Origin of the sequence: Mycobacterium sp. 852014-52144_SCH5372336 (assembly GCF_001665615.1) — a bacterium.
In the GTDB taxonomy this organism is placed as follows: domain Bacteria; phylum Actinomycetota; class Actinomycetes; order Mycobacteriales; family Mycobacteriaceae; genus Mycobacterium; species Mycobacterium neumannii_A.
In genome coordinates, this window is sequence record NZ_LZSW01000065.1 from 113,892 (window position 1) to 131,902 (window position 18,011).

Annotated in this window: 19 protein-coding genes and 1 pseudogene; 10 read left to right on the top strand and 10 right to left on the bottom strand. The window is 68.8% G+C overall.

From position 1 onward, the window contains the following. Positions 1 to 33 precede the first annotated feature (33 nt). From A5759_RS24030 to A5759_RS24040, 3 genes are read right to left on the bottom strand one after another with little or no spacing between them, the layout of a single operon-like run. Positions 34 to 672, bottom strand: coding sequence for an SRPBCC family protein (locus A5759_RS24030; protein ID WP_068201784.1), 639 nt, complete (start codon positions 670 to 672; stop codon positions 34 to 36). Further along, on the bottom strand, positions 669 to 1,007 hold the full coding sequence (locus A5759_RS24035) for a helix-turn-helix transcriptional regulator (RefSeq protein ID WP_068201786.1): 339 nt from the start codon (positions 1,005 to 1,007) through the stop codon (positions 669 to 671). Before A5759_RS24035 ends, A5759_RS24030 begins: the two co-directional genes overlap by 4 nt. A gap of 31 nt (positions 1,008 to 1,038) precedes the next feature. Then, on the bottom strand, positions 1,039 to 1,725 hold the full coding sequence (locus A5759_RS24040) for a TetR/AcrR family transcriptional regulator (RefSeq protein WP_068201787.1): 687 nt from the start codon (positions 1,723 to 1,725) through the stop codon (positions 1,039 to 1,041). Positions 1,726 to 1,830: 105 nt separating this feature from the next. Here A5759_RS24040 and A5759_RS24045 point away from each other — a divergent pair, with 105 nt between their 5' ends. Beyond that, complete coding sequence (locus A5759_RS24045) at positions 1,831 to 2,271, top strand: nitroreductase/quinone reductase family protein (protein WP_068201788.1); 441 nt, start codon at positions 1,831 to 1,833, stop codon at positions 2,269 to 2,271. On the opposite strand, the gene A5759_RS24050 is transcribed toward A5759_RS24045, so the two are convergent. The 4 genes from A5759_RS24050 to A5759_RS24065 form a co-directional block, all read right to left on the bottom strand. Then, positions 2,268 to 2,963, bottom strand: a complete 696-nt coding sequence (locus A5759_RS24050; protein WP_068201790.1) for a hypothetical protein — start codon at positions 2,961 to 2,963, stop codon at positions 2,268 to 2,270. The genes A5759_RS24045 and A5759_RS24050 overlap by 4 nt on opposite strands. A gap of 185 nt (positions 2,964 to 3,148) precedes the next feature. Then, complete coding sequence (locus A5759_RS24055; protein WP_068201791.1) at positions 3,149 to 4,567, bottom strand: FAD-binding oxidoreductase; 1,419 nt, start codon at positions 4,565 to 4,567, stop codon at positions 3,149 to 3,151. Between the two features lie 37 nt (positions 4,568 to 4,604). Further along, a complete protein-coding gene (locus A5759_RS24060; RefSeq protein ID WP_068201916.1) occupies positions 4,605 to 5,492 on the bottom strand; it encodes a sterol desaturase family protein in 888 nt (295 codons plus the stop codon). A gap of 70 nt (positions 5,493 to 5,562) precedes the next feature. Beyond that, on the bottom strand, positions 5,563 to 7,152 hold the full coding sequence (locus A5759_RS24065; protein ID WP_082962265.1) for a carboxylesterase/lipase family protein: 1,590 nt from the start codon (positions 7,150 to 7,152) through the stop codon (positions 5,563 to 5,565). Positions 7,153 to 7,261: 109 nt separating this feature from the next. Between A5759_RS24065 and A5759_RS24070 the strand changes: the two genes are divergently transcribed. Further along, the gene (locus A5759_RS24070) at positions 7,262 to 7,597 is read left to right on the top strand and encodes a multidrug efflux SMR transporter (protein WP_066844000.1); all 336 of its coding nucleotides are present in this window, start codon (positions 7,262 to 7,264) and stop codon (positions 7,595 to 7,597) included. Next, positions 7,597 to 7,920 (top strand): multidrug efflux SMR transporter, encoded by a 324-nt coding sequence (locus A5759_RS24075; protein ID WP_068201795.1) that lies wholly within the window; start codon positions 7,597 to 7,599, stop codon positions 7,918 to 7,920. Before A5759_RS24070 ends, A5759_RS24075 begins: the two co-directional genes overlap by 1 nt. Here the strand turns inward: A5759_RS24075 and A5759_RS24080 are convergent. Beyond that, positions 7,889 to 9,088 carry an MFS transporter gene (locus tag A5759_RS24080; protein ID WP_068201797.1) on the bottom strand — a complete coding sequence of 400 codons (1,200 nt, stop codon included), beginning with the start codon at positions 9,086 to 9,088 and terminating at the stop codon, positions 7,889 to 7,891. The two genes, A5759_RS24075 and A5759_RS24080, sit on opposite strands and share 32 nt — an antisense overlap. A gap of 120 nt (positions 9,089 to 9,208) precedes the next feature. Between A5759_RS24080 and malQ the strand changes: the two genes are divergently transcribed. Together malQ and A5759_RS24090 are read left to right on the top strand one after the other, a co-directional pair. Further along, complete coding sequence (gene malQ, locus A5759_RS24085) at positions 9,209 to 11,350, top strand: 4-alpha-glucanotransferase (protein ID WP_068201799.1); 2,142 nt, start codon at positions 9,209 to 9,211, stop codon at positions 11,348 to 11,350. Between the two features lie 77 nt (positions 11,351 to 11,427). Continuing rightward, positions 11,428 to 11,841, top strand: coding sequence for a hypothetical protein (locus tag A5759_RS24090; protein WP_068201802.1), 414 nt, complete (start codon positions 11,428 to 11,430; stop codon positions 11,839 to 11,841). 3 nt (positions 11,842 to 11,844) lie between these two features. On the opposite strand, the gene A5759_RS24095 is transcribed toward A5759_RS24090, so the two are convergent. Both A5759_RS24095 and A5759_RS24100 read right to left on the bottom strand, forming a co-directional pair. Beyond that, the gene (locus A5759_RS24095) at positions 11,845 to 12,279 is read right to left on the bottom strand and encodes an SRPBCC family protein (protein ID WP_068201804.1); all 435 of its coding nucleotides are present in this window, start codon (positions 12,277 to 12,279) and stop codon (positions 11,845 to 11,847) included. 5 nt (positions 12,280 to 12,284) lie between these two features. Next, complete coding sequence (locus A5759_RS24100) at positions 12,285 to 13,130, bottom strand: lysophospholipid acyltransferase family protein (RefSeq protein ID WP_064393679.1); 846 nt, start codon at positions 13,128 to 13,130, stop codon at positions 12,285 to 12,287. Positions 13,131 to 13,272: 142 nt separating this feature from the next. On the opposite strand from A5759_RS24100, the gene A5759_RS24105 reads away from it, so the two are divergent. From A5759_RS24105 to A5759_RS25765, 5 genes and pseudogenes are all read left to right on the top strand, one after another. Continuing rightward, positions 13,273 to 14,169: a metal-dependent hydrolase gene (locus A5759_RS24105; protein WP_068201917.1), complete on the top strand. Its 897-nt coding sequence runs from the start codon at positions 13,273 to 13,275 to the stop codon at positions 14,167 to 14,169. Then, positions 14,169 to 15,275 (top strand): PDR/VanB family oxidoreductase, encoded by a 1,107-nt coding sequence (locus A5759_RS24110; RefSeq protein ID WP_068201806.1) that lies wholly within the window; start codon positions 14,169 to 14,171, stop codon positions 15,273 to 15,275. Before A5759_RS24105 ends, A5759_RS24110 begins: the two co-directional genes overlap by 1 nt. A gap of 20 nt (positions 15,276 to 15,295) precedes the next feature. Continuing rightward, on the top strand, positions 15,296 to 16,741 hold the full coding sequence (locus tag A5759_RS24115) for a serine/threonine-protein kinase (RefSeq protein ID WP_068201808.1): 1,446 nt from the start codon (positions 15,296 to 15,298) through the stop codon (positions 16,739 to 16,741). Next, positions 16,738 to 17,613: an LLM class F420-dependent oxidoreductase gene (locus A5759_RS24120; protein WP_068201810.1), complete on the top strand. Its 876-nt coding sequence runs from the start codon at positions 16,738 to 16,740 to the stop codon at positions 17,611 to 17,613. Before A5759_RS24115 ends, A5759_RS24120 begins: the two co-directional genes overlap by 4 nt. Continuing rightward, positions 17,610 to 18,002, top strand: a pseudogene (locus A5759_RS25765) (nuclear transport factor 2 family protein); the annotation flags it as partial. The gene A5759_RS24120 and the pseudogene A5759_RS25765, both read left to right, overlap by 4 nt. Between the last annotated feature and the right edge of the window lie 9 nt (positions 18,003 to 18,011).

The window sequence follows — 18,011 nt, forward strand, 5'->3', positions numbered from 1 at the left end:
CGGGCTGTCCACTTGGCTAGAACGTGTTCTAGTTCAGGCCTCGCCGTAGTACGCCTTCAGGCACCGGTCGGCGGCCTCCCGCGCGGCGGCGGGGTCGGCGCCGGAGGCGATGTTCGCCTGGTACCAGGCGTCGTTGGACAACGCCAGAAAGCGTCGACCCTCGGCGGTGGTGACCCACTGTGCCCCGAACTCCGGGTCGACCGCCTCCCCGGTGGACAGATGCATCGCCAACCCGAGCACCATCGAGTCCCAGCCGATGCCCACGGCGCCTGGGCCGAACTGCAGCGACATCTCGTCGCCGACGACGGCGATGTGCTCGATGACCAACTGTGCCCGGTCCGCGCCCTGGTCGCCGACGCTGACCTCGATCCAGCTGGTGTTGCCGCCGTACTCCCAGGTGGCGGTGAAGCCCTTCGGCGGGTCGCACGTCAGGATCGTTCCGCCGGCGTTGCCGTGCAACTGATAGCTGCCACCGACCTTCAGGTCGCCCGAGATCGGCATCAACCACCGCGGGATGCGCTCGATGTTGGTCACGGCATCCCACAGATCCGCCTGATCGGTGTCGTAGGTCTGCTTGATGGTGACGACGTGCGCCTCGCCGGCGTCGATCGTGCGTTTCCCGACGGTGCGTGCGACGGCACTGATCTGGTGGTCCACGTCGATCTCGGTCATGTTGCCTTCTTTCGTCGTTGTCGCTTACCGCGCGCGATCTCGGTGCCGAGCGCGTCGAGCTTCGGCGACCAGAACCGCCGGAAGCCGGCGAGCCACTCGTCGGCGTCGCGCAGCGCCGCCCCGTTGACCGCGTAGAGACGGCGCTGACCGTCCGGCCGCACCGAAGTGAACCCGTTGTCGCGCAACACTTTCAGATGTTGCGAAACCGCGGGCTGGGTGATCGCGAACTCGACGCCGATGGTCTCGGCGATGGCTCCTGCGGGCTGCTCGCCGTCGGCCAACAGCTCGAGGATCCGGCGGCGCACCGGATCGCCGAGGACGTCGAACGCGTGCACCCCTACAAATTAAAGCCACAACTTATATAAGTCAATACTTATTTGATTGCAGTGCGTCGATCAGCAGGCCGATCTGCAGATCGAAGACCGCCGCGGGATCGGTCAGCGTGTCGGGCCCGTACTGGCCGAACACCTCGAGGCTGATCGCACCGACTAGCGCCGCCCATGCCAGGAAGCTCTTGGCGATCGCGCCGTCGTCGCCCCCGAAGTCGAACTCGTCGCGCAACGCCTCGAAATCCGACGACAACGGTTCGTCGACCACCGTTTTCGACGAGGGGATGTCACCGGCGGCGATACCGGCGTCGACCACGTCGAACAAGGCAGCCACGACGCGGGTCCCCGGGCCCACGGTGCGTTCTCGGGGCGCCTGGTATCCGGGCACCGGGGTGCCGTAGAGCAGCGCCCACGAGGCGGGCTCCTCGACCGCCCATCGGCGGGCGGCGTGCGCCATCGCGCGTAACTGATCGCGCCACGGTGTGCCTTCGCCTCGGGCGTGGTCGACGTGATCGGCGAGTTCGGAATATGCATCGACCAGCAGCAGCGTCAGCAGTTCGTCGCGGCTGGACACGTAGCGGTACACCGCTGAGGACACCATGCCGAGGTCGCGGGCGATCGCCCGAAGCGAGAGCCCGGCCGCGCCGTCGGTCACGAGGTGACGCCGACCCAACTCGATGATCTGCTCCTCGATCCGCTGCCGGCTCTCGGCCCGTTTGCCCATGTGCCGAGTGTGACACAAGGCGAGATCACTGCTCTTGATTTTGTCGCGGCGAGGTGGCACCCTCAGTTAGAGAGCACCGCTCTCTGATCGAGGAGGTCCCCTGGGATGACAACGCGCTACGACGAACCGACGCGGGCCGCCCGCGTCATCAACCACGTCTTCCGCTGGCTGGCCGAGGCCGGTGTCAGTGTTGCCGGGACTAAGGCGCTCTCGGTGCGAGGCCGCAAGACGGGCAAGCGCCGAAGCGTGGTGGTGAACGTGCTCCCGGTGGGCGGTCGCGACTACCTCGTCTCCCCGCGCGGTCACACCCAGTGGGCCCGCAACGCAAGGGCGGCCGGCGTCGTCGAGGTCGGTCCGCGGTGGCGCCGCCGCGAGGTGCGGATCGCCGAGGTGCCCGACGAGGTCAAGCCCGAGCTGCTCGTCCGCTACCTGGACCGCTGGTTCTGGGAGGTCAAGGGACACGTCGGCGGTCTGACGCCGACGTCCTCACTGGAGGAGTTGCGCGCCGCGGCGCCGTCGATTCCGGTGTTCGAGCTCGTGCGTTAGGGCAGGGATACGGAGCCGACGTTGGCGGATGCGGCGGAGATGACGGCCTCGCTGGCCTGTTGGCTCGCGGTCTGCCAGGACACCGCGGCCGGATACTGGCCCCAGGTGCTGTTGAACATGCCGATCAGCACCGCCCGGTTGTCGGGGGTGATCACGTACACCGGGCCGCCCGAGTCGCCCTTCTGGCTGACCACACCGTTGGCCATCGTGAACCAGCCGTTGTTGACGGCCTCGACGTTGCCGCAGCTCTCGCCGGTGACCACGCCGAAATGGCACACCGGCTGCCCGGCCGTCGGCACGACACCGGGGTCGGCCACCAGCACCTTGCCGCCCGGCAGCACGTTGTTGACCGCGACGTCGGGTGCGAGCGCGATCGCCTCCCAGTCGGCGATCTGGTGATTGGTGTCGACGGTCGCACCGTTGGGGGTGTTGTCGCGGTACACCGTCTGCATACCGATGAGGTTGCCGTTGCGGTCGCGCACCGGCCCACTGCCTCGGCAATGGCCTGCGGTGAACGCGATCCGGGTCGCCGGATCGACATAACCCAGCGTGCAGACGTTGTTGTCCTGGCGGATCTCCATGCCGGGATAGACCAGGACGCCCGGGTTGGCCTGCGCGGGCGCCGACATCAGCGCAACCGCAGTGATCGGGGCGGCCAGCGCCGCCAGTACCCGTAGCGAATGTCGGCGCACTGTCGTCTCCGCTCGTCGTGCCGATGAAGTTTCGGCACCGGCGCGTTGTGAGCCGCTTACCGGGTCGGGAGAGCTGACAATCACCGCCCGACCAGGAGCAACCACTCGACGATGGTCCCGTCACTTGCCCATCGGTGAAGGTCACAGAGACGTTACGCCCCGGCCGCGGTTTCGGCACGGGACAGCTACGAATCGAAACCGAGGCCTAGCGCGTCCAGCGTCCGCAGATAGGCGTTCCGGCGTCCGGCGGCGTGGTCGGCCCGGTCGAGTGACCACCGGGTCGCCTGGATGCCGACGGTGGCCAGCGGCTCGGGAGGGAACGGCAGTGGACGCTCGCGCACCATCTGCAGTTCGGTGCGCGGCGTGGGCCGGCCTTCGAGCAGGTCCAGGCACACGTCGGCGGCGAACCGGGAAGCGCCAACGCCCAGTCCGGTGAAGCCGTTGACGTATGCGACGCGGCCGTCCCTGGCCAGTCCCCAGTGCGCGCAGAACCGGGTGTTGGTGTCGATCGCGCCGGCCCACCGATGACTGAATCGGACGTCGTCGAGTTGCGGGAAGGTCAAAAAGAAGTGCTCGGCCAGCCGTCGGTAGCTCGCGGGCCGGTCCTCGTAGCGGGGCCGCACTTTGCGCCCGAAGTGGTAGACGGCGTCGTACCCGCCCCAGACGATCCGGTTGTCCGCGGTGAGGCGGTAGTAGTGGAACTGGTTGGCGCAGTCGTCGATTCCCTGCCTGCCGCGCCAGCCGATGCGGCCCAGCTGGTCGTCGGTGAGCGGTTCGGTGGCCAACACGTAGTCGTACACCGGCACCGTATGCAGCCGGTTGCGCTTGAGCAGGCTCGGATAGACGTTGGTCGCGAGCACTGCTTGCCGCGCGGTGACGACGGCCTGGCCGGTCTGCATACGCAACCCGACGCCACCCGAATCCAGCCGGGCGGCGTTGGTGTGCTCGTAGAGGCGCACGCCCGCGTCCTGGCACGCCCTGGCGAGTTCGAACACCAGCTTGGCGGGGTGCACGATCGCGCAGGTGTGGGCGTCGATCAGGCCGGCGAGGTAGGTCGGTGAGGCCACCTGGTCGCGAACCTGGGTGGTGTCGAGGAACTCCCCCTCGCCGTCGGCCGCGGCCTGGCGCAACCACTCCACCTGATGCGGTTCGGTGGCCACTGTCAGGGTGCCGGTGCGCTGCCAGTCGGTGTCGAGGCCCAGCTCGGCGATCTCGGCCTGCATACCGTCGAGGTTGTCCAAGCCCATTTCCTCGAGAACGTCGAAGTCATTGGGCCAGTGGGTTTTTCCGTTCGCGGCGCCGTGCGTCAGGCTGGCCTCGACGAAGCCTCCATTGCGGCCGGAGGCTGCCCAGCCCACCCGGTTGGCTTCGATGAGCACGATGCGCTGATCGGGGTCGCGTCGCGCGGCGTGCAGCGCGGTCCACAAGCCGGTGTATCCGCCCCCGACGACGATCAGGTCGCAGGTGACCGGCTTCGTCAGGGCGGGGAACTGCGGCCGCGGCGGGCCGACGCGCTCGTCCAGCCACACCGAGCCCAACGTGCTTGTCGCCAGCGAACGTTCGACCAGACCGGCGTTGACCGGGGCGTCGAAGACGGTGTTCACACAGCGCAGACTACGGCGCGCAGAGGCGCTGCGTGGCTCAGGCGCTGACGGGGGCCGGCGGCTGCTCTGCGACGAGCGGCGGTCGCGCCGGCCCCCACCCGGGCGGGCCGAACATGTAGCCGAGCCTGTCGCGCCACCGCCGCGCCCTGCGGACGTCACGCGCGATCGCCACGTACTCGTGTGTCTGCAACGTCCAGATGTTGTAGGTGTCGACCTGCTTGGTCAGCCCGTAGTGCGGGCGGACCGTCTCGGCCGCAAAGCTGCCGAACAGCCGATCCCACAGGATGAAGATGCCGCCGTAGTTCTTGTCGAGGTACTGCTGGTCCATGCCGTGGTGCACCCGGTGGTGCGACGGCGTATTGAACACGAATTCAATTGGGCCCCAGAGCTTCCCGATGCGTTCGGTGTGGATCCAGAACTGGTAGATGAGGTTGATGGAGAAGCTGGCGAAGACGATCCACGGCGGTACGCCGAACAGCGGCAGCAGCGCCCGCAGGAACACGTCACCGCTGATGTTCCACTTCTGGCGCAGCGCGGTGGCGAAGTTGAAGTACTGGCTGGAGTGGTGCGCTTGATGAGTGGCCCAGATCAGCCGCACCCGATGCGCCATCCGGTGATAGACGTAGTAGAGCAGGTCCACCCCGACGATCGCGATCACCCACGTGTACCACGCATTTGCGGGTAACTGCCACGGCGCGACGTAGACGAACAACGCCGCATAGCCCAGCAGCGCGATGAAGTTCAGCACCCCGCTCGTGCCGATCGAGACCACGCCCATCCAGATGCTGGCCCACGCGTCGGACCGCTGATACGCACCGGCCGGTGCACGATCGGCCTCCTCGTGGGCCAACTTGCGGGCGGCCGCCCACTCGATGACCAGCAGCAGCAGGAAGAACGGCACCGCGAAGACCACGGGATCGTGCATCAACGGCGGCAATACGTGCGAGAAGGCGCCACTCACATCCACTTCGAAACCTCCGGGCCCAGCATACGTCTCAGCGAAAGCTCAGCACTTGATCGCCCCACGCGGTGCGTAGATCGTGGTCGAGGTCGTCGACCACCCTGTCCTCGGCGTCGATGAGCAAGGTGGCGCGATCGGAGGTGCGGTACGGCCGCCACACCGGGTCGCCGGCGAAGCCCCCGGGTGTGCCGTCGACGGCGAAGTTCACCCAGCGCCGCCGGATGCGCGCCGAGACCTCCTTCCCCGTCTTGCGCCCGCCGAGCTTGAAGGTCGGATCCTTGGGGCCGGCGACCAGATTGCCCCAGACGTACGGCAATTCGGTCGCGTGCGCGGCGCCGAGCCGCAGCAGCCGCAACATCGGGGTGGCGAAGTCGAATCGGTAGAGGTACACGGGTGCGACCTCGCGATGACCCTCGGCGAACCAGACCGACGGCATCCGGAACCCGATATCGCGCGCGACGCCCATACCGATGGTCTTTCCTCGGCCCCGGTACGCGGCGCGGATCTGCTGTTCGTCGGGCAGCTGCAGGTCGGGTTGTTCGGCGGCGATCTCGGCGAACATCGCCCGGATCGCCTTGGGCGTGATCGGCATCAGCGGCGACTTCATCCAGCGGAAGAGTGCGGCTTCGTGCTTGTTGGTGCCGATGATCAGCGGCACCGGGAGGGTGCGCCCATCCCGGGCGAGCTGGACCGGATGCGCAGGCACCACATCGCCGTCGATGATCGGCGCGAACGCCAGCGTGCCCGGGGTGCTCACCGGGATGTGGTCGAAAACCTGCTTGGAGGCAGTCATCAGCGCGGAGGTGGGCACCGAAACCAACTGCTGGGCGTCGCTGGAGCTCAGCCCGAGCCGGTCGAGCAACAGCGCCGCCACCCGTTGCGAGCGCTCGCGGTCGTAGACCGAGGTCGCCGGTGAGCTCTGCGCGATCGCCGCGCCGAACAGGCCGGCGGCGGCCGGGCTGGCCAGCAGCGTGGTGATGATCCCGCCACCGGCGGATTCTCCGAAGACGGTGACGCGGTTCGGGTCTCCCCCGAACCCGGCGATGTTGTCGCGCACCCACTGCAGCGCGAACAGCACGTCGCGCAGGTCGAGGTTGGTGGCGAAGTCGTCGCTCACCGCCGACAGGTCCAGGAAGCCCAACGCTCCGAGGCGGTAGTTCACCGTGACGATCACGGCATCGCCGTCGGCGGCGAGCGTGCGGCCGTGATACAGCGGCTGCGCCGACGAACCGAGGACGTAGGCGCCACCGTGCACCCACACCATCACCGGTTTGCCCGCGCCCGGCTCGATGTTCGACGCCGCCCACACGTTCAGGCTCAGGCAGTCGTCGCCCTGCGGAGCGCCGAGGTCGATCGGGATGCGCGCATCCGTCGGCTGCGGACACACCGGGCCGACGCTCGTGGCGTCCGCCGGTTCGGACCAGCGCTGCGGCGGTTCGGGCACCCGCCACCGCAGCTCACCCGCAGGCGGGGCGGCGAACCGGACCCCCTTCCACACCTTCACGGTGCCGTCGTCGAGGCCGCGAACCGGTCCGTACGCGGTGTCGACAACGAGCGCGTCGTCGCGGCCCCGTGCCCCTGCGGTCACCGGAACTCCACGTCGTACGGCATGGGACTCCTCCATCGATGGAATACAGCCAGTTCAGGCTACGCGCGCGTCCGAACAGGCCGTCCGGTCAGCGGTTCCGCTCTCGCCGCACGGGCACAGCCCACCGGTCGGCTAGCTTGATCGCGTGCAGAAGTGGGCCCTGCTGGCCGGTGCGATCGTCGTCGAGGTCGCGGCGACGCTGTCGCTGCGGGCGTCCCAGGATCATTCGGCGTGGCTTCTCGTCGTCGTCGGGGGCTACCTCGCGGCCTTCACATTCCTGACGCTGGTGTTGCGCGCCGGAGTGCCGGTCGGGGTGGCGTACGGAATCTGGGGAGCGGTCGGAACGGCGGGTACCGCGGTTCTCGCCGCTGTCCTGTTCGGTGACCCGTTCACCTGGCCGATCGTCGCCGGCATCGGCCTGATCATCGCCGGTGTGCTGCTGATCGAGCTCGGTTCGCACCGGGTGGTCGAACACCGGTGATGTACTGGACACTGGCCGGCGCGATCGTCTTCGAGGTATTCGCGACGCTGTCGCTGCGGGCTTCGGAGGGGTTCCGCAGAAGGGCCTGGATCGCACCGATCGTCCTGGGTTACCTGGCGTCGTTCTATCTGCTGTGGCTGACGCTGGCGCTCGGGATGCCGGTCGGCGTCGCCTACGGCGTGTGGACCGCGTGCGGCGTGGCGCTGGTCGCGGTCATCGCGCGCTTCGTGTTCACCGAACCACTGACCTGGGTGATGGCTCTGGGTATCGCGCTCGTCGTCGGCGGCGTGCTCACGATCGAGCTTGGCGGCGTCGCGCACTGAGCACACCCGACAACAACACGACCGCGATGCCGGCGATCGGCACGACGAGCAGGCCGGTACGCAGGCTCGTCGCGTCCGCGATCACCCCGATGAGCACCGGGGCGACGAGGAACCCGATGCGCATCAGCCAGGTGAGGATGGTCAGGCCGCTGCCCGCTTGCAGGCCCGGCAGCTGATCTGCGGCGTGCATGGCCGACGGCACCAGGGTGGCCGCGCCGAGGCCGGCCATCGCGAAACCGGCGATCGTGCCCGGAACGGACGGGAACGCGAGCGCCAGGCCCATACCGATCGCGGTGATCGCGCCACCCGTGCGCACCACGGTGCGTTCCCCGAACCGGTCGACCAGGCGGTCACCGACCAGTCGGCCGATGAAAAGGAATGTGACCACGGCGATGTAGCCCGACACCGCGATCGGCCCGGGCGCAGCGAGCGCGTCACGCAGATACAACACGGCCCAGGAGTTGCCGGCGTCCTCGACCATCGCACCGGCCACCGCGATCAGTACCAGCGCGAGCAGCGCGGCGTACACCGCACCGCCGGCACCGCCCGCTCGGTCGGCGCGCCCCTGCCGGTGGTCGTCGTGATCGGACCCCGGGAGCAGAAAGCGGTACGCAACGATGACGACCACGCTGCACAGCACCGCTGAGAAGCCGAGATGCAGCGGGCGCGAAATGCCCAACGCGAGCGCCGTCCCGCCCATCACGCCGCCGATGATCGCGCCCGCCGCCCACACCGCATGCAGCGAGTTGATGATCGAACGACCGTAGATGCGTTGCACCCGCAAGCCGTGTGCGTTCTGCGCGACGTCGGTCACCGCATCGCAGGCCCCCGCCGCGAACAGCCCGGCGGCCAACAACACCGGAGACGTCGCCATGCCGGCGAGCATCACGAAGACACCGATTCCGATGGTGCCGACGACAGCCACCCGCGACGAGCGGTAACGCCGGATGAGCGCGGCCGCGCTGAGCCCCGCCGCCAGCGCCCCCGCCGAGAACGCGGCGACCGCCGCGCCGTACGCCGAATTGGACATCCCCAGATCGGTCTTGATCTCGGGGTAGCGCGGCAGCAGGTTCGCGAACACGGCGCCGTTGGTCAAGAACAGCGCTGCCACCGCGAGTCGCGCCCGCCGACTCTGCGCCTCGGCCGTCTCCTGTCGGTCGGGCGCCATACCGGCCGACACTACCCACCAGAGCCGAGGCCGGATTCAGTGCCGGTTGACTTCGCGCAGATCGGGTATGAGCGAGCCTGTGATGAGACGTGGTGACCGATTCCGGGCAAGATTGGCGACATGACAGGGCCCGCCGCGTCGCTAGTGGAGTTGGCGCGACGCTACGGTGTCGCAACCGATTACGAAGACTGGACGGGGACGCGCATCGCCGTGGCCTCCTCGACGCTGGTCTCGGTGCTGGCCGCGTTGGGCGTCGCCGCAGGCACCGAGGACGACCGCGCCGCCGCACTCGCCGCGCACGACCGCGAGTACTGGTCACGCCACCTTCCGCCGACGATCATCGGGCGCACCGGCGCCACTTCGACGTTCTGGGTGCACGTCACGCACGGAAACGCGGTGTCGCTGCGAATCCGACTGGAGAACGGGTCGATGCGGACGGACCTGCCCCAACTCGAAAACAACAGACCCCCTTACGAATTGGACGGACGACTGGTCGGCGAAGCGACCTTCGAGACGCCCGCCGACCTGCCGATCGGATACCACCGCCTGGAGCTGCACGCCGACGGGGCGGAGTTCAGCACCCCGGTCATCGTCTCCCCCGCGTCGCTAGTGCCCCCTTCCGGCAGGAACTGGGGCCTGGCCACCCAGCTCTACAGCGTGCGGTCCGAAAAGTCTTGGGGTATCGGCGATCTGACCGATCTGACCGACCTGGCGGTGTGGTCGGCCGCCCAACATGCCGCGGGATTCATCCTCGTCAATCCGCTGCACGCGGCCGCTCCGGTCGCGCCGATGGAGCCCTCGCCGTACCTTCCGACCTCGCGCCGGTTCGTCAACCCGATCTATCTGCGGGTCGAAGCGATCCCCGAATACGCCTATGTCCGCCGCCGCAACCGGTTACGCAAACTGCGCGAGGCCGTGCAGTCGCGTGCCCACCGCGGCGAGCAGGTCGACCGTGACGCGGCGTGGAAGGCGAAGCGCTCGGCGCTGGAAGCGGTCTACGAGGTACCGCGCTCGGCGGGGCGGGACCTGGCCTACGCCGCCTACCGGGAGCGCGAGGGCCGCAGCCTCGACGACTTCGCCGTCTGGTGCGCGCTGGCCGAACGGTACGGCGCCGACTGGCACCAATGGCCTCGGCAACTGCAGCATCCTGCGGGTGACGCCGTCGCTGAGTTCGCCGCCGAGCACGCCGACTCCGTCGACTTCCATCGCTGGCTGCAGTGGCAGCTCGACGACCAGCTCACCGCGGCGCAGGCCACCGCGCTGCAGACCGGGATGAGCCTGGGCATCATGCACGACCTCGCCGTGGGCGTGGACCCCCACGGCGCGGACTCGTGGGCCCTGCAGGATGTGCTCGCGCTCGGCGTCACAGCGGGCGCTCCTCCCGACGAGTTCAACCAGCTCGGCCAGGACTGGTCGCAACCGCCCTGGCGGCCCGACGAACTCGAGAAGCTCGCCTACGAGCCGTTCCGCGCACTCGTCAACGCGGTGTTGCGGCACGCGGGCGGTGTGCGGATCGACCACATCATCGGGTTGTTCCGGCTGTGGTGGATTCCGAACGGGGCGCGGCCCACCGACGGCACGTATGTGCGCTACGACCACGAGGCGATGATCGGCATCGTGGCGCTCGAGGCCCACCGGGCGGGAGCCGTCGTCGTCGGCGAGGACCTCGGCACCGTCGAACCGTGGGTGCGCGACTACCTCAATGAGCGCGGTTTGTTCGGTACCTCGATTCTGTGGTTCGAGGCCGACCGCGACGGCGCTCACGGACCGGCGGGGGCCCCGCTGGCCGCCGAGCGGTGGCGCGAGTACTGCCTGTCGGCCGTCACCACACACGACCTGCCTCCGACCGCCGGCTATCTGGCCGGCGAACACGTCCGCCTGCGCGACGAACTCGGGCTGCTGACGCGGCCGGCCGCCGAGGAGTTGGCCGACGACCGCGAGCAGCAGAACAGCTGGCTGGACGAGCTGCGCCGCGTCGGGCTCTTGAGCGGCGATACCGAGGCCGACACCGCGCAGATCGTCGAGGCCCTGCACCGCTATCTCGGCCGCACCCCGTCGCGCTTGCTGTCGCTGTCGCTGGCCGACGCCGTCGGCGACCTGCGCACCCAGAATCAGCCGGGCACCACCGACGAGTATCCGAACTGGCGAGTGCCGCTGGCCGGCCCGGACGGTAGGAAACTGCTGCTCGAGCACGTCTTCGACGACGTCACCGCGGCGCGGCTCGGCGAGGTCATGCGAAAAGCGGTGCGCCCCGCGGTGTAACGCCGACGCCGTCTGCTCCGGTTTCACATTCGTCACGGCTGCGATATGTTCGCACCGCACCGACCTGAGGAGATCACGTGAACAAGCTTGTTGTGCTCAGCGGCGGGCTCGTGGCTGTCGGTTCGGCGGCACTCGTCGGCGCCGGCATCGCGATGTCGCAACCGAGCAGTGTGAACGTGGTCGGCGAACCGTACAACCGGGCGCTGCAGATCCTGAAGTCCCAGGGCGTCAAGGCCTACTTCGGCGGTTCGGTCGGCAGCGTGCTCCCCCAGGCGGAGTGCCTGGTCGACCAACAGAAGATCACCTCGGGCGGCCGGATGCTGCTGATGCTGGACTGCAGCCAGAAGGCGGCGGACTTCATCGCCGAGCAAGGTCCCTCGGGCGGTCCGACGGTCGGTCGAAACGGCGTCACCACCGTCACTCCGACCCCGGTGGTACCGATCCAGGGCGCCCCCGGCGCGGGCACCCCGCCGCCACCCCCGGCCGGCTGAGGGTCAGCCCTCCACCATCTGGCGCAGATTGGTCAGCGTCCGGCTCATCGTGCGGCCGACCTGGCGCGCGGCCACCCGGTCGGCGATCAGGCCCAAAAGATTGCCCGCGGACTCGTAGGACAACCGGAACGTCACCTTGGTGCGGCCGTCTCCGGTTTCGCGCAACCGGAACCGGCCGCGTTGTGAGACCCCGGTGAGCCCGATCCAGGACACCTCACGCGGCGCGTCGAACTCGACGACCTCTACGGTGCCGCCGATCGGCACCGAACCGACCTTCCAGTGCACGGTGTAGCGGGACCCGAGGCCGGCGGGCGGATCGGTCAGCGTCTCCCAGCGCTCCAGGCTGGCCATGAAGTCCGGATAGCACTGCGGGTCACTGACCACCTTCCACACCTGGTCGCGGTCGGCGTCGATGACGCACTGGCGTTGAACTCTCATCGTCGTCAGCCCAGAACCGGGAAGCGTCGGGTGGCGGCCAATTTGTCGACTCCTGCCTGCAGGCTGCTCAACACCTTGTCGTTGATGACGTCGTCGTCGCTGGCCGCGATGTCGTCGGCATCGATGGGGTCCTGCACCTCGATCGCGATCTTCGTCGGCAGGGGCAGCCGCGGGATGAAGTCGCTGACGGTCAGCCCCCACGGCGGCGCCAGCAGGATGGGCACGCTCTTGAGGCGGGCCAGCCGGTCGGCCCTCAGCAGTCGCGCCAACCACTGGCCCCGGTCGAGGAACAACGCGGCTTCCTGACCGCCGACGCTGGCGACGGGCACGATCGGCACACCGGCGTCGCGGGCGAGTTTCACGTAGCCCTTGCGACCGCCGAAATCGACCTCGTGTCGGTGCCACGACGGGCGGAACACCTCGTAGTCGCCGCCCGGGTACACCAGAAGCGCCCCACCGGACTCCAGCGCCAGCTTGGCGTTCTCGTGGTTGGCGGCCACGGTGCCGAACTTGCGCAGCGAACCCAGGCCGGGCATCGAGACGACGAGATTGTGTGCGAGTTGATAGAACGGCCGCTCGACGCCGAAGTACGAGCTGAACGCCAGCGTGAACACGAACGTGTCGGGCGGGAGGTTGCCACCGCTGTGGTTGCCCACCAGCAACACGGGGCCGTCGGCGGGGATGCGGTCCAGGCCGCGGACGTCGGCGCGGAAGTACAACGACGCCAGCAGCCACAGCCCCGGCAGCTGCTCACGGATGTAGTCCGGATCGCGCTGGTCCAGGTCCGCCTTCGGAACCCGGTCGGCCACCTGCTGCTTGGCCCATCCGAGAACGTCGTCGATCGCAGCCATGTACGTGTTATAGACGCGCCCCGCCTACCGCAAACCTGCCCTCCCGCCTACCGCACGTAGACTGTGCGGCACGAAGGAGGAGCCGATGGCACTATCGCCGGCCCGCCCTGGGGGCCATTTGCCGGCTCAGCCGGTGGAAGCCATGCGTCCACGCCGTTTCGCACACGAGGTCGACCCCGGCCCGGTACAGATCCAGGCCCGCAAGGTGCATTTCGACCTGTCCGGAGTGCCCCTCGAGTGGATCCCCGGCCATCCGGTGGCCTCCACGATGATCAACCTGTTCAATGTGGTGCTGCCCGCCGCCGAGCACTGGTTCGTCCGCACCTACAACGAGGCGCTGCCCTTGGTGAGGGATCCCAAGCTCGCCGACGACATCCGCGGCTTCATCGGTCAGGAGGCGACGCACGCCGCAGCCCACGACGATGTGATCTCCGACTTCCTCATCGGCAACGGGGTCGACCCGAAGCCGATGCTGGACCTCGTCGGCTATATGTTTGAAAAGGTCTTGGCGCCAAAGCATTTCGACGACCCCGAACGGCGCCTCAGCAACCTGTGCGAGCGGCTGTGGCTGATCGCGGCGATCGAGCACTACACCGCCGTGCTCGGTGACTTCGCGCTGAACTCCACCTGGGACGACTACGGAGCGGACCCGACCCTGGTCGACCTGTTCCGCTGGCACGGCAGCGAAGAGGTCGAGCACCGCTGCGTCGCCCACGACGTGGCGGTCTACTTCCACGACAGCTATCCCGACCGGATCCGGGCGATGACGGTCGCTGCGACGGCGATGTTCACCTTCTTCCAACGCGGCACCTGGTACCTGCTGAAGTCCGATCCCAGCAGCGACATCGGCTGGTTCCAGATGCAGCGCCTGCGGATGCGCGACTCCGAACTGGGCCTGCTGCCGAAGTTCCGGACCCTGTTCGGGGCGAACACGCTGTCCTACTTCCGGCCCGGTTACTCGCCCGAGGACATGGGGTCGACCGCCCAGGCCGTTGCCTACCTGGCCACCTCACCCGCCGCGCGCGCCGCGCACCGTTGATGGGTCTGCGCGAGCGCTACCGGCAACTGCCTGCCCATCCGCTGCGGCCGGGCCGGCGCTACGCGATGATCGGCGTCGCCGACGTCGTGATCAATTCAATGGAAGCGTTGGCCGGCGCCGTCCGCAAGGTCACACCTCCCCGCGAGCTCGACCGCACCCTGATCCTGCGGGTCGCCGAGCGTGAGGTGGTGGCCCGCGACGAGAACGTCGTGGCGCTGACACTGGTCGCCGCCGACGGCGAACTGCTGCCCCGGTGGCATCCCGGATCGCACATCGACATCACGCTGCCCAGCGGGCTGGTGCGGCAGTACTCGCTGTGCGGCGATCCCGCCCGCGCCGACAGCTACCGCATCGCGGTGCGGCGCATCCCCGACGGCGGCGGCGGGTCGATCGAAGTGCACGAGGGGCTGCATACCGGCGCTACCGTGACCTCACACGGGCCCCGCAACGCGTTCCCACTGACCGTCCCCGGCTACGGCTCCCCCACCCGGCGGCTGCGGTTCGTCGCAGGCGGCATCGGCATCACCCCGATCCTGCCGATGCTGCGGCTGGCGCAGGCGCTCGGTGTGGAGTGGTCGATGGTGTACACCGGCCGCAGCCAAGACAGCCTCCCGTTCATCGAGGAAGTCGCACGGTTCGGCTCTCGCGTGCAGATTCGCACCGACGACGTCGACGGACTACCTGACGCCGACGACCTGCTCGGGGACTGCCCCGACGGCACCGCGGTCTACGCGTGCGGTCCGGCGGCGATGCTGACCGTCATCCGCGAGCGGCTGGTCGGGCGCGACAACGTGGAACTGCATTTCGAACGGTTCGCCGCCCCGCCCGTCGAGGACGGCACGAACTTCTCGGTGACGGTGGCCGCACGCGACCAGACCATCGACGTCGGCGCCGAGGAGACGCTGCTCGCAGCGCTGCGCAGATCCGGTGTTCAGGCGCCGTATTCGTGCCAGCAGGGCTTCTGCGGTACGTGTCGCACCCGGGTGCTGGCCGGCGCCGTCGACCACCGCGACACGCTGCTCACCGACACCGAACGCGACGGCGGGCTGATGCTGATCTGCATCTCCCGCGCCGCCGAAGGTTCCCATCTGACACTCGATCTGTAGTCGTCTCGTACTATTCGCCCATGCCGTTGGCCGAGGGGGAGACTTTCGCCGGATACACCATCGTGCGACTACTCGGCTCCGGCGGAATGGGTGAGGTCTATCTGGCCGACCATCCGCGCCTGCCCCGACGCGACGCGCTCAAGGTGCTTCCGGCGTCGGTGTCGGCCGACGACGAGTACCGCAGACGGTTCCAGCGTGAGGCCGACATCGCGGCCACGCTGTGGCACCCGCACATCGTCGGGATCCACGATCGCGGCGAGGCCGACGGCCAGATCTGGATCTCGATGGACTACGTCGACGGCACCGACGCGGGGCAGCTGCTGAAGGAGCACCATCCCAACGGCATGCCTCCGAGAGAGGTCGCCGCGATCGTCGCCGCCATCGCCGACGCCCTGGACTACGCCCACCAAGGCGGCCTGCTGCACCGCGATGTCAAACCCGCCAACATCCTGCTCGCCAGGCCCGAGGCAGACGATCGGCGAATCCTGTTGGCCGATTTCGGGATCGCCCGCTGGGCGGACGACGTCAGCGGTCTCACCGCGACCAACATGACGGTGGGCACGGTGTCCTACGCCGCGCCCGAGCAGTTGATGGGTGAAACGCTCGACGGCCGCGCCGATCAATATGCGTTGGCCGCCACCGCATTTCATCTGCTGACCGGGTCGCCGCCGTTTCGCAACTCGAATCCGGCCGTGGTCATCAGCCAGCACCTGTCGGCGGCGCCGCCCGCGATCGGCTCCCACCGACCGGACCTCGCGAACCTGGACCCCGTGCTGGCCAAGGCGCTGTCGAAGAACCCCAAAGACCGGTTCGAGCGTTGCGCGGACTTCGCCAGGGCGCTCAGCCACCACCTCGGCGTCGCCTCGTCGGACCCCGACAGCACCCGACTCGCCGTGGCCGCCGCCCAACCGAAGAAGTCGTGGCTGCGGCCGGGGTTGCTGGTGCCCGCGGTGCTCGCGGTGCTGCTGGTCGCCGCGGTCGTGGTGGCGGCCTTCCTGTTCGGCGAGGAACGCGCGAACACCCCGGGCAGGTCGGCGACAGCTGCGTCGTCGACGCCGCCAGCCGCACCTCCTCCACCGCCACCTCCGCCGCCGCCGACGACCACGGCGACCGACACTCCCACGACCACCGCGACCGACGACGACGCCGCCACCACAACGGCGTCCACGCCCGCCGACGACTCCGCCGCGGTGATCGGGGCCGACTGCTCCCCCGAGGGCGCGACCGCCCAGACCGACGACGGTTCGACCGCCTACTGCTCGACCCTGCAGAGCACGGGCGCCACGATCTGGTCACTGACCGAGGGCGACGTCCCGAGCCCGACGGTCACCACCGAGGTGACCGACCCACCGCTGCCGGTCGCCGAGGAATCGCCCGTCCGGGTGTGCATGGAGCAGACCGGCCAGACCCGCCGCGAGTGTCGCCGGGACATCCGGGAAAGCAACGGTTTGCCGCCGCTGCCATGAAATACGCCGTCGTCGCGCCCGTTGCGGCGGGCGTCACCGCAGACCCCGCCTTCATGGCCGCGTTCGCCACGCATTTGGAGGCCTGCGGGTTCGAGTCACTGGTCGTGGTCGAGCACACCGTGCTGATGTCGGAGTACACCAGCGTCTACCCCTACGACGCGTCCGGCCGGGTCGAACTGCCCGCCGACTGCGACGTGCCCGATCCGCTCGACCTGCTCGCCTTCCTGGCCGGTCACACCCGGCGACTGGGCCTCGCCACCGGCGTGCTCGTGCTGCCCAACCATCACCCCGTCGTGTTGGCCAAGCGGGTGGCGACCGTCGACGCGCTCTCGGGCGGACGACTGCGGCTGTGCGTGGGGACGGGTTGGCTCAAAGAGGAGATCGAGGCGTGCGGGGCCGACTTCGGCAGCCGGGGTCGGCGCGCCGACGAGCAACTCGCCGTGCTGCGGCTGCTCTGGCAGGACCGCCCCGAAGGAGCCGACTTCCACGGCGAGTTCTTCGATTTCGACAACGCCATGTGCTACCCGAAGCCCCTGTCGCACATACCAATTCACATTGGAGGACACAGCAGGGCGGCGGCAAGGCGAGCGGGTAGGCTCGGCGACGGGTTTCAACCGCTCGGCGTCGGCGGCGCAGAACTGGCCGAACTCGTCTCGTTGATGCGCGAGGAGGCCGAACGGTGCGGGCGTGACCCCAATGCGCTGGAACTCTCGCTCGGGCATCTCGTCACCAAGGTCGATAGTGAGCGGGCGGCCAAACTGGAGGCGCTCGGTGCGGACCGCTTGATCCTGGCCATGCCGCCGACGGCCGATATCGGCGAAGCGCGCGACGCGTTGTCCGCATGCGCGCAGCGGCTGGGGCTTGGCGCATGAGGCTGCGCACCGCCGACCGACTGGCGCTGGCCGACCTGGTGCACGTCTACGCCTCCGCCGTCGACGACCGCCGCTTCGACGACGTCGCCGAGCTGTTCACCGAGAGCGCCGAGCTGCGGCTGCCGGACCCGCCGCGGGCGCTGGAGCCGGTGCGCCGCCACCAAGGCCGCGACGGGGTGCGGGCGGCGATGGCCGCATTGGCCGCGGTGCCCAGGACCGAACACGCGATCGTCGGCGAGGTGTACGCCGCGGCCGACGAACCCGACTACGCACTCGGCCGCATCACCTGCATCGCCCACCACTGGACGGTCAGCGACGGTCAGGCGTCCGATCTGGTGTGGCATCTGCGCTATGACGACGAGTATCTGCGGACACGGGCCGGCTGGCGAATCCACGGC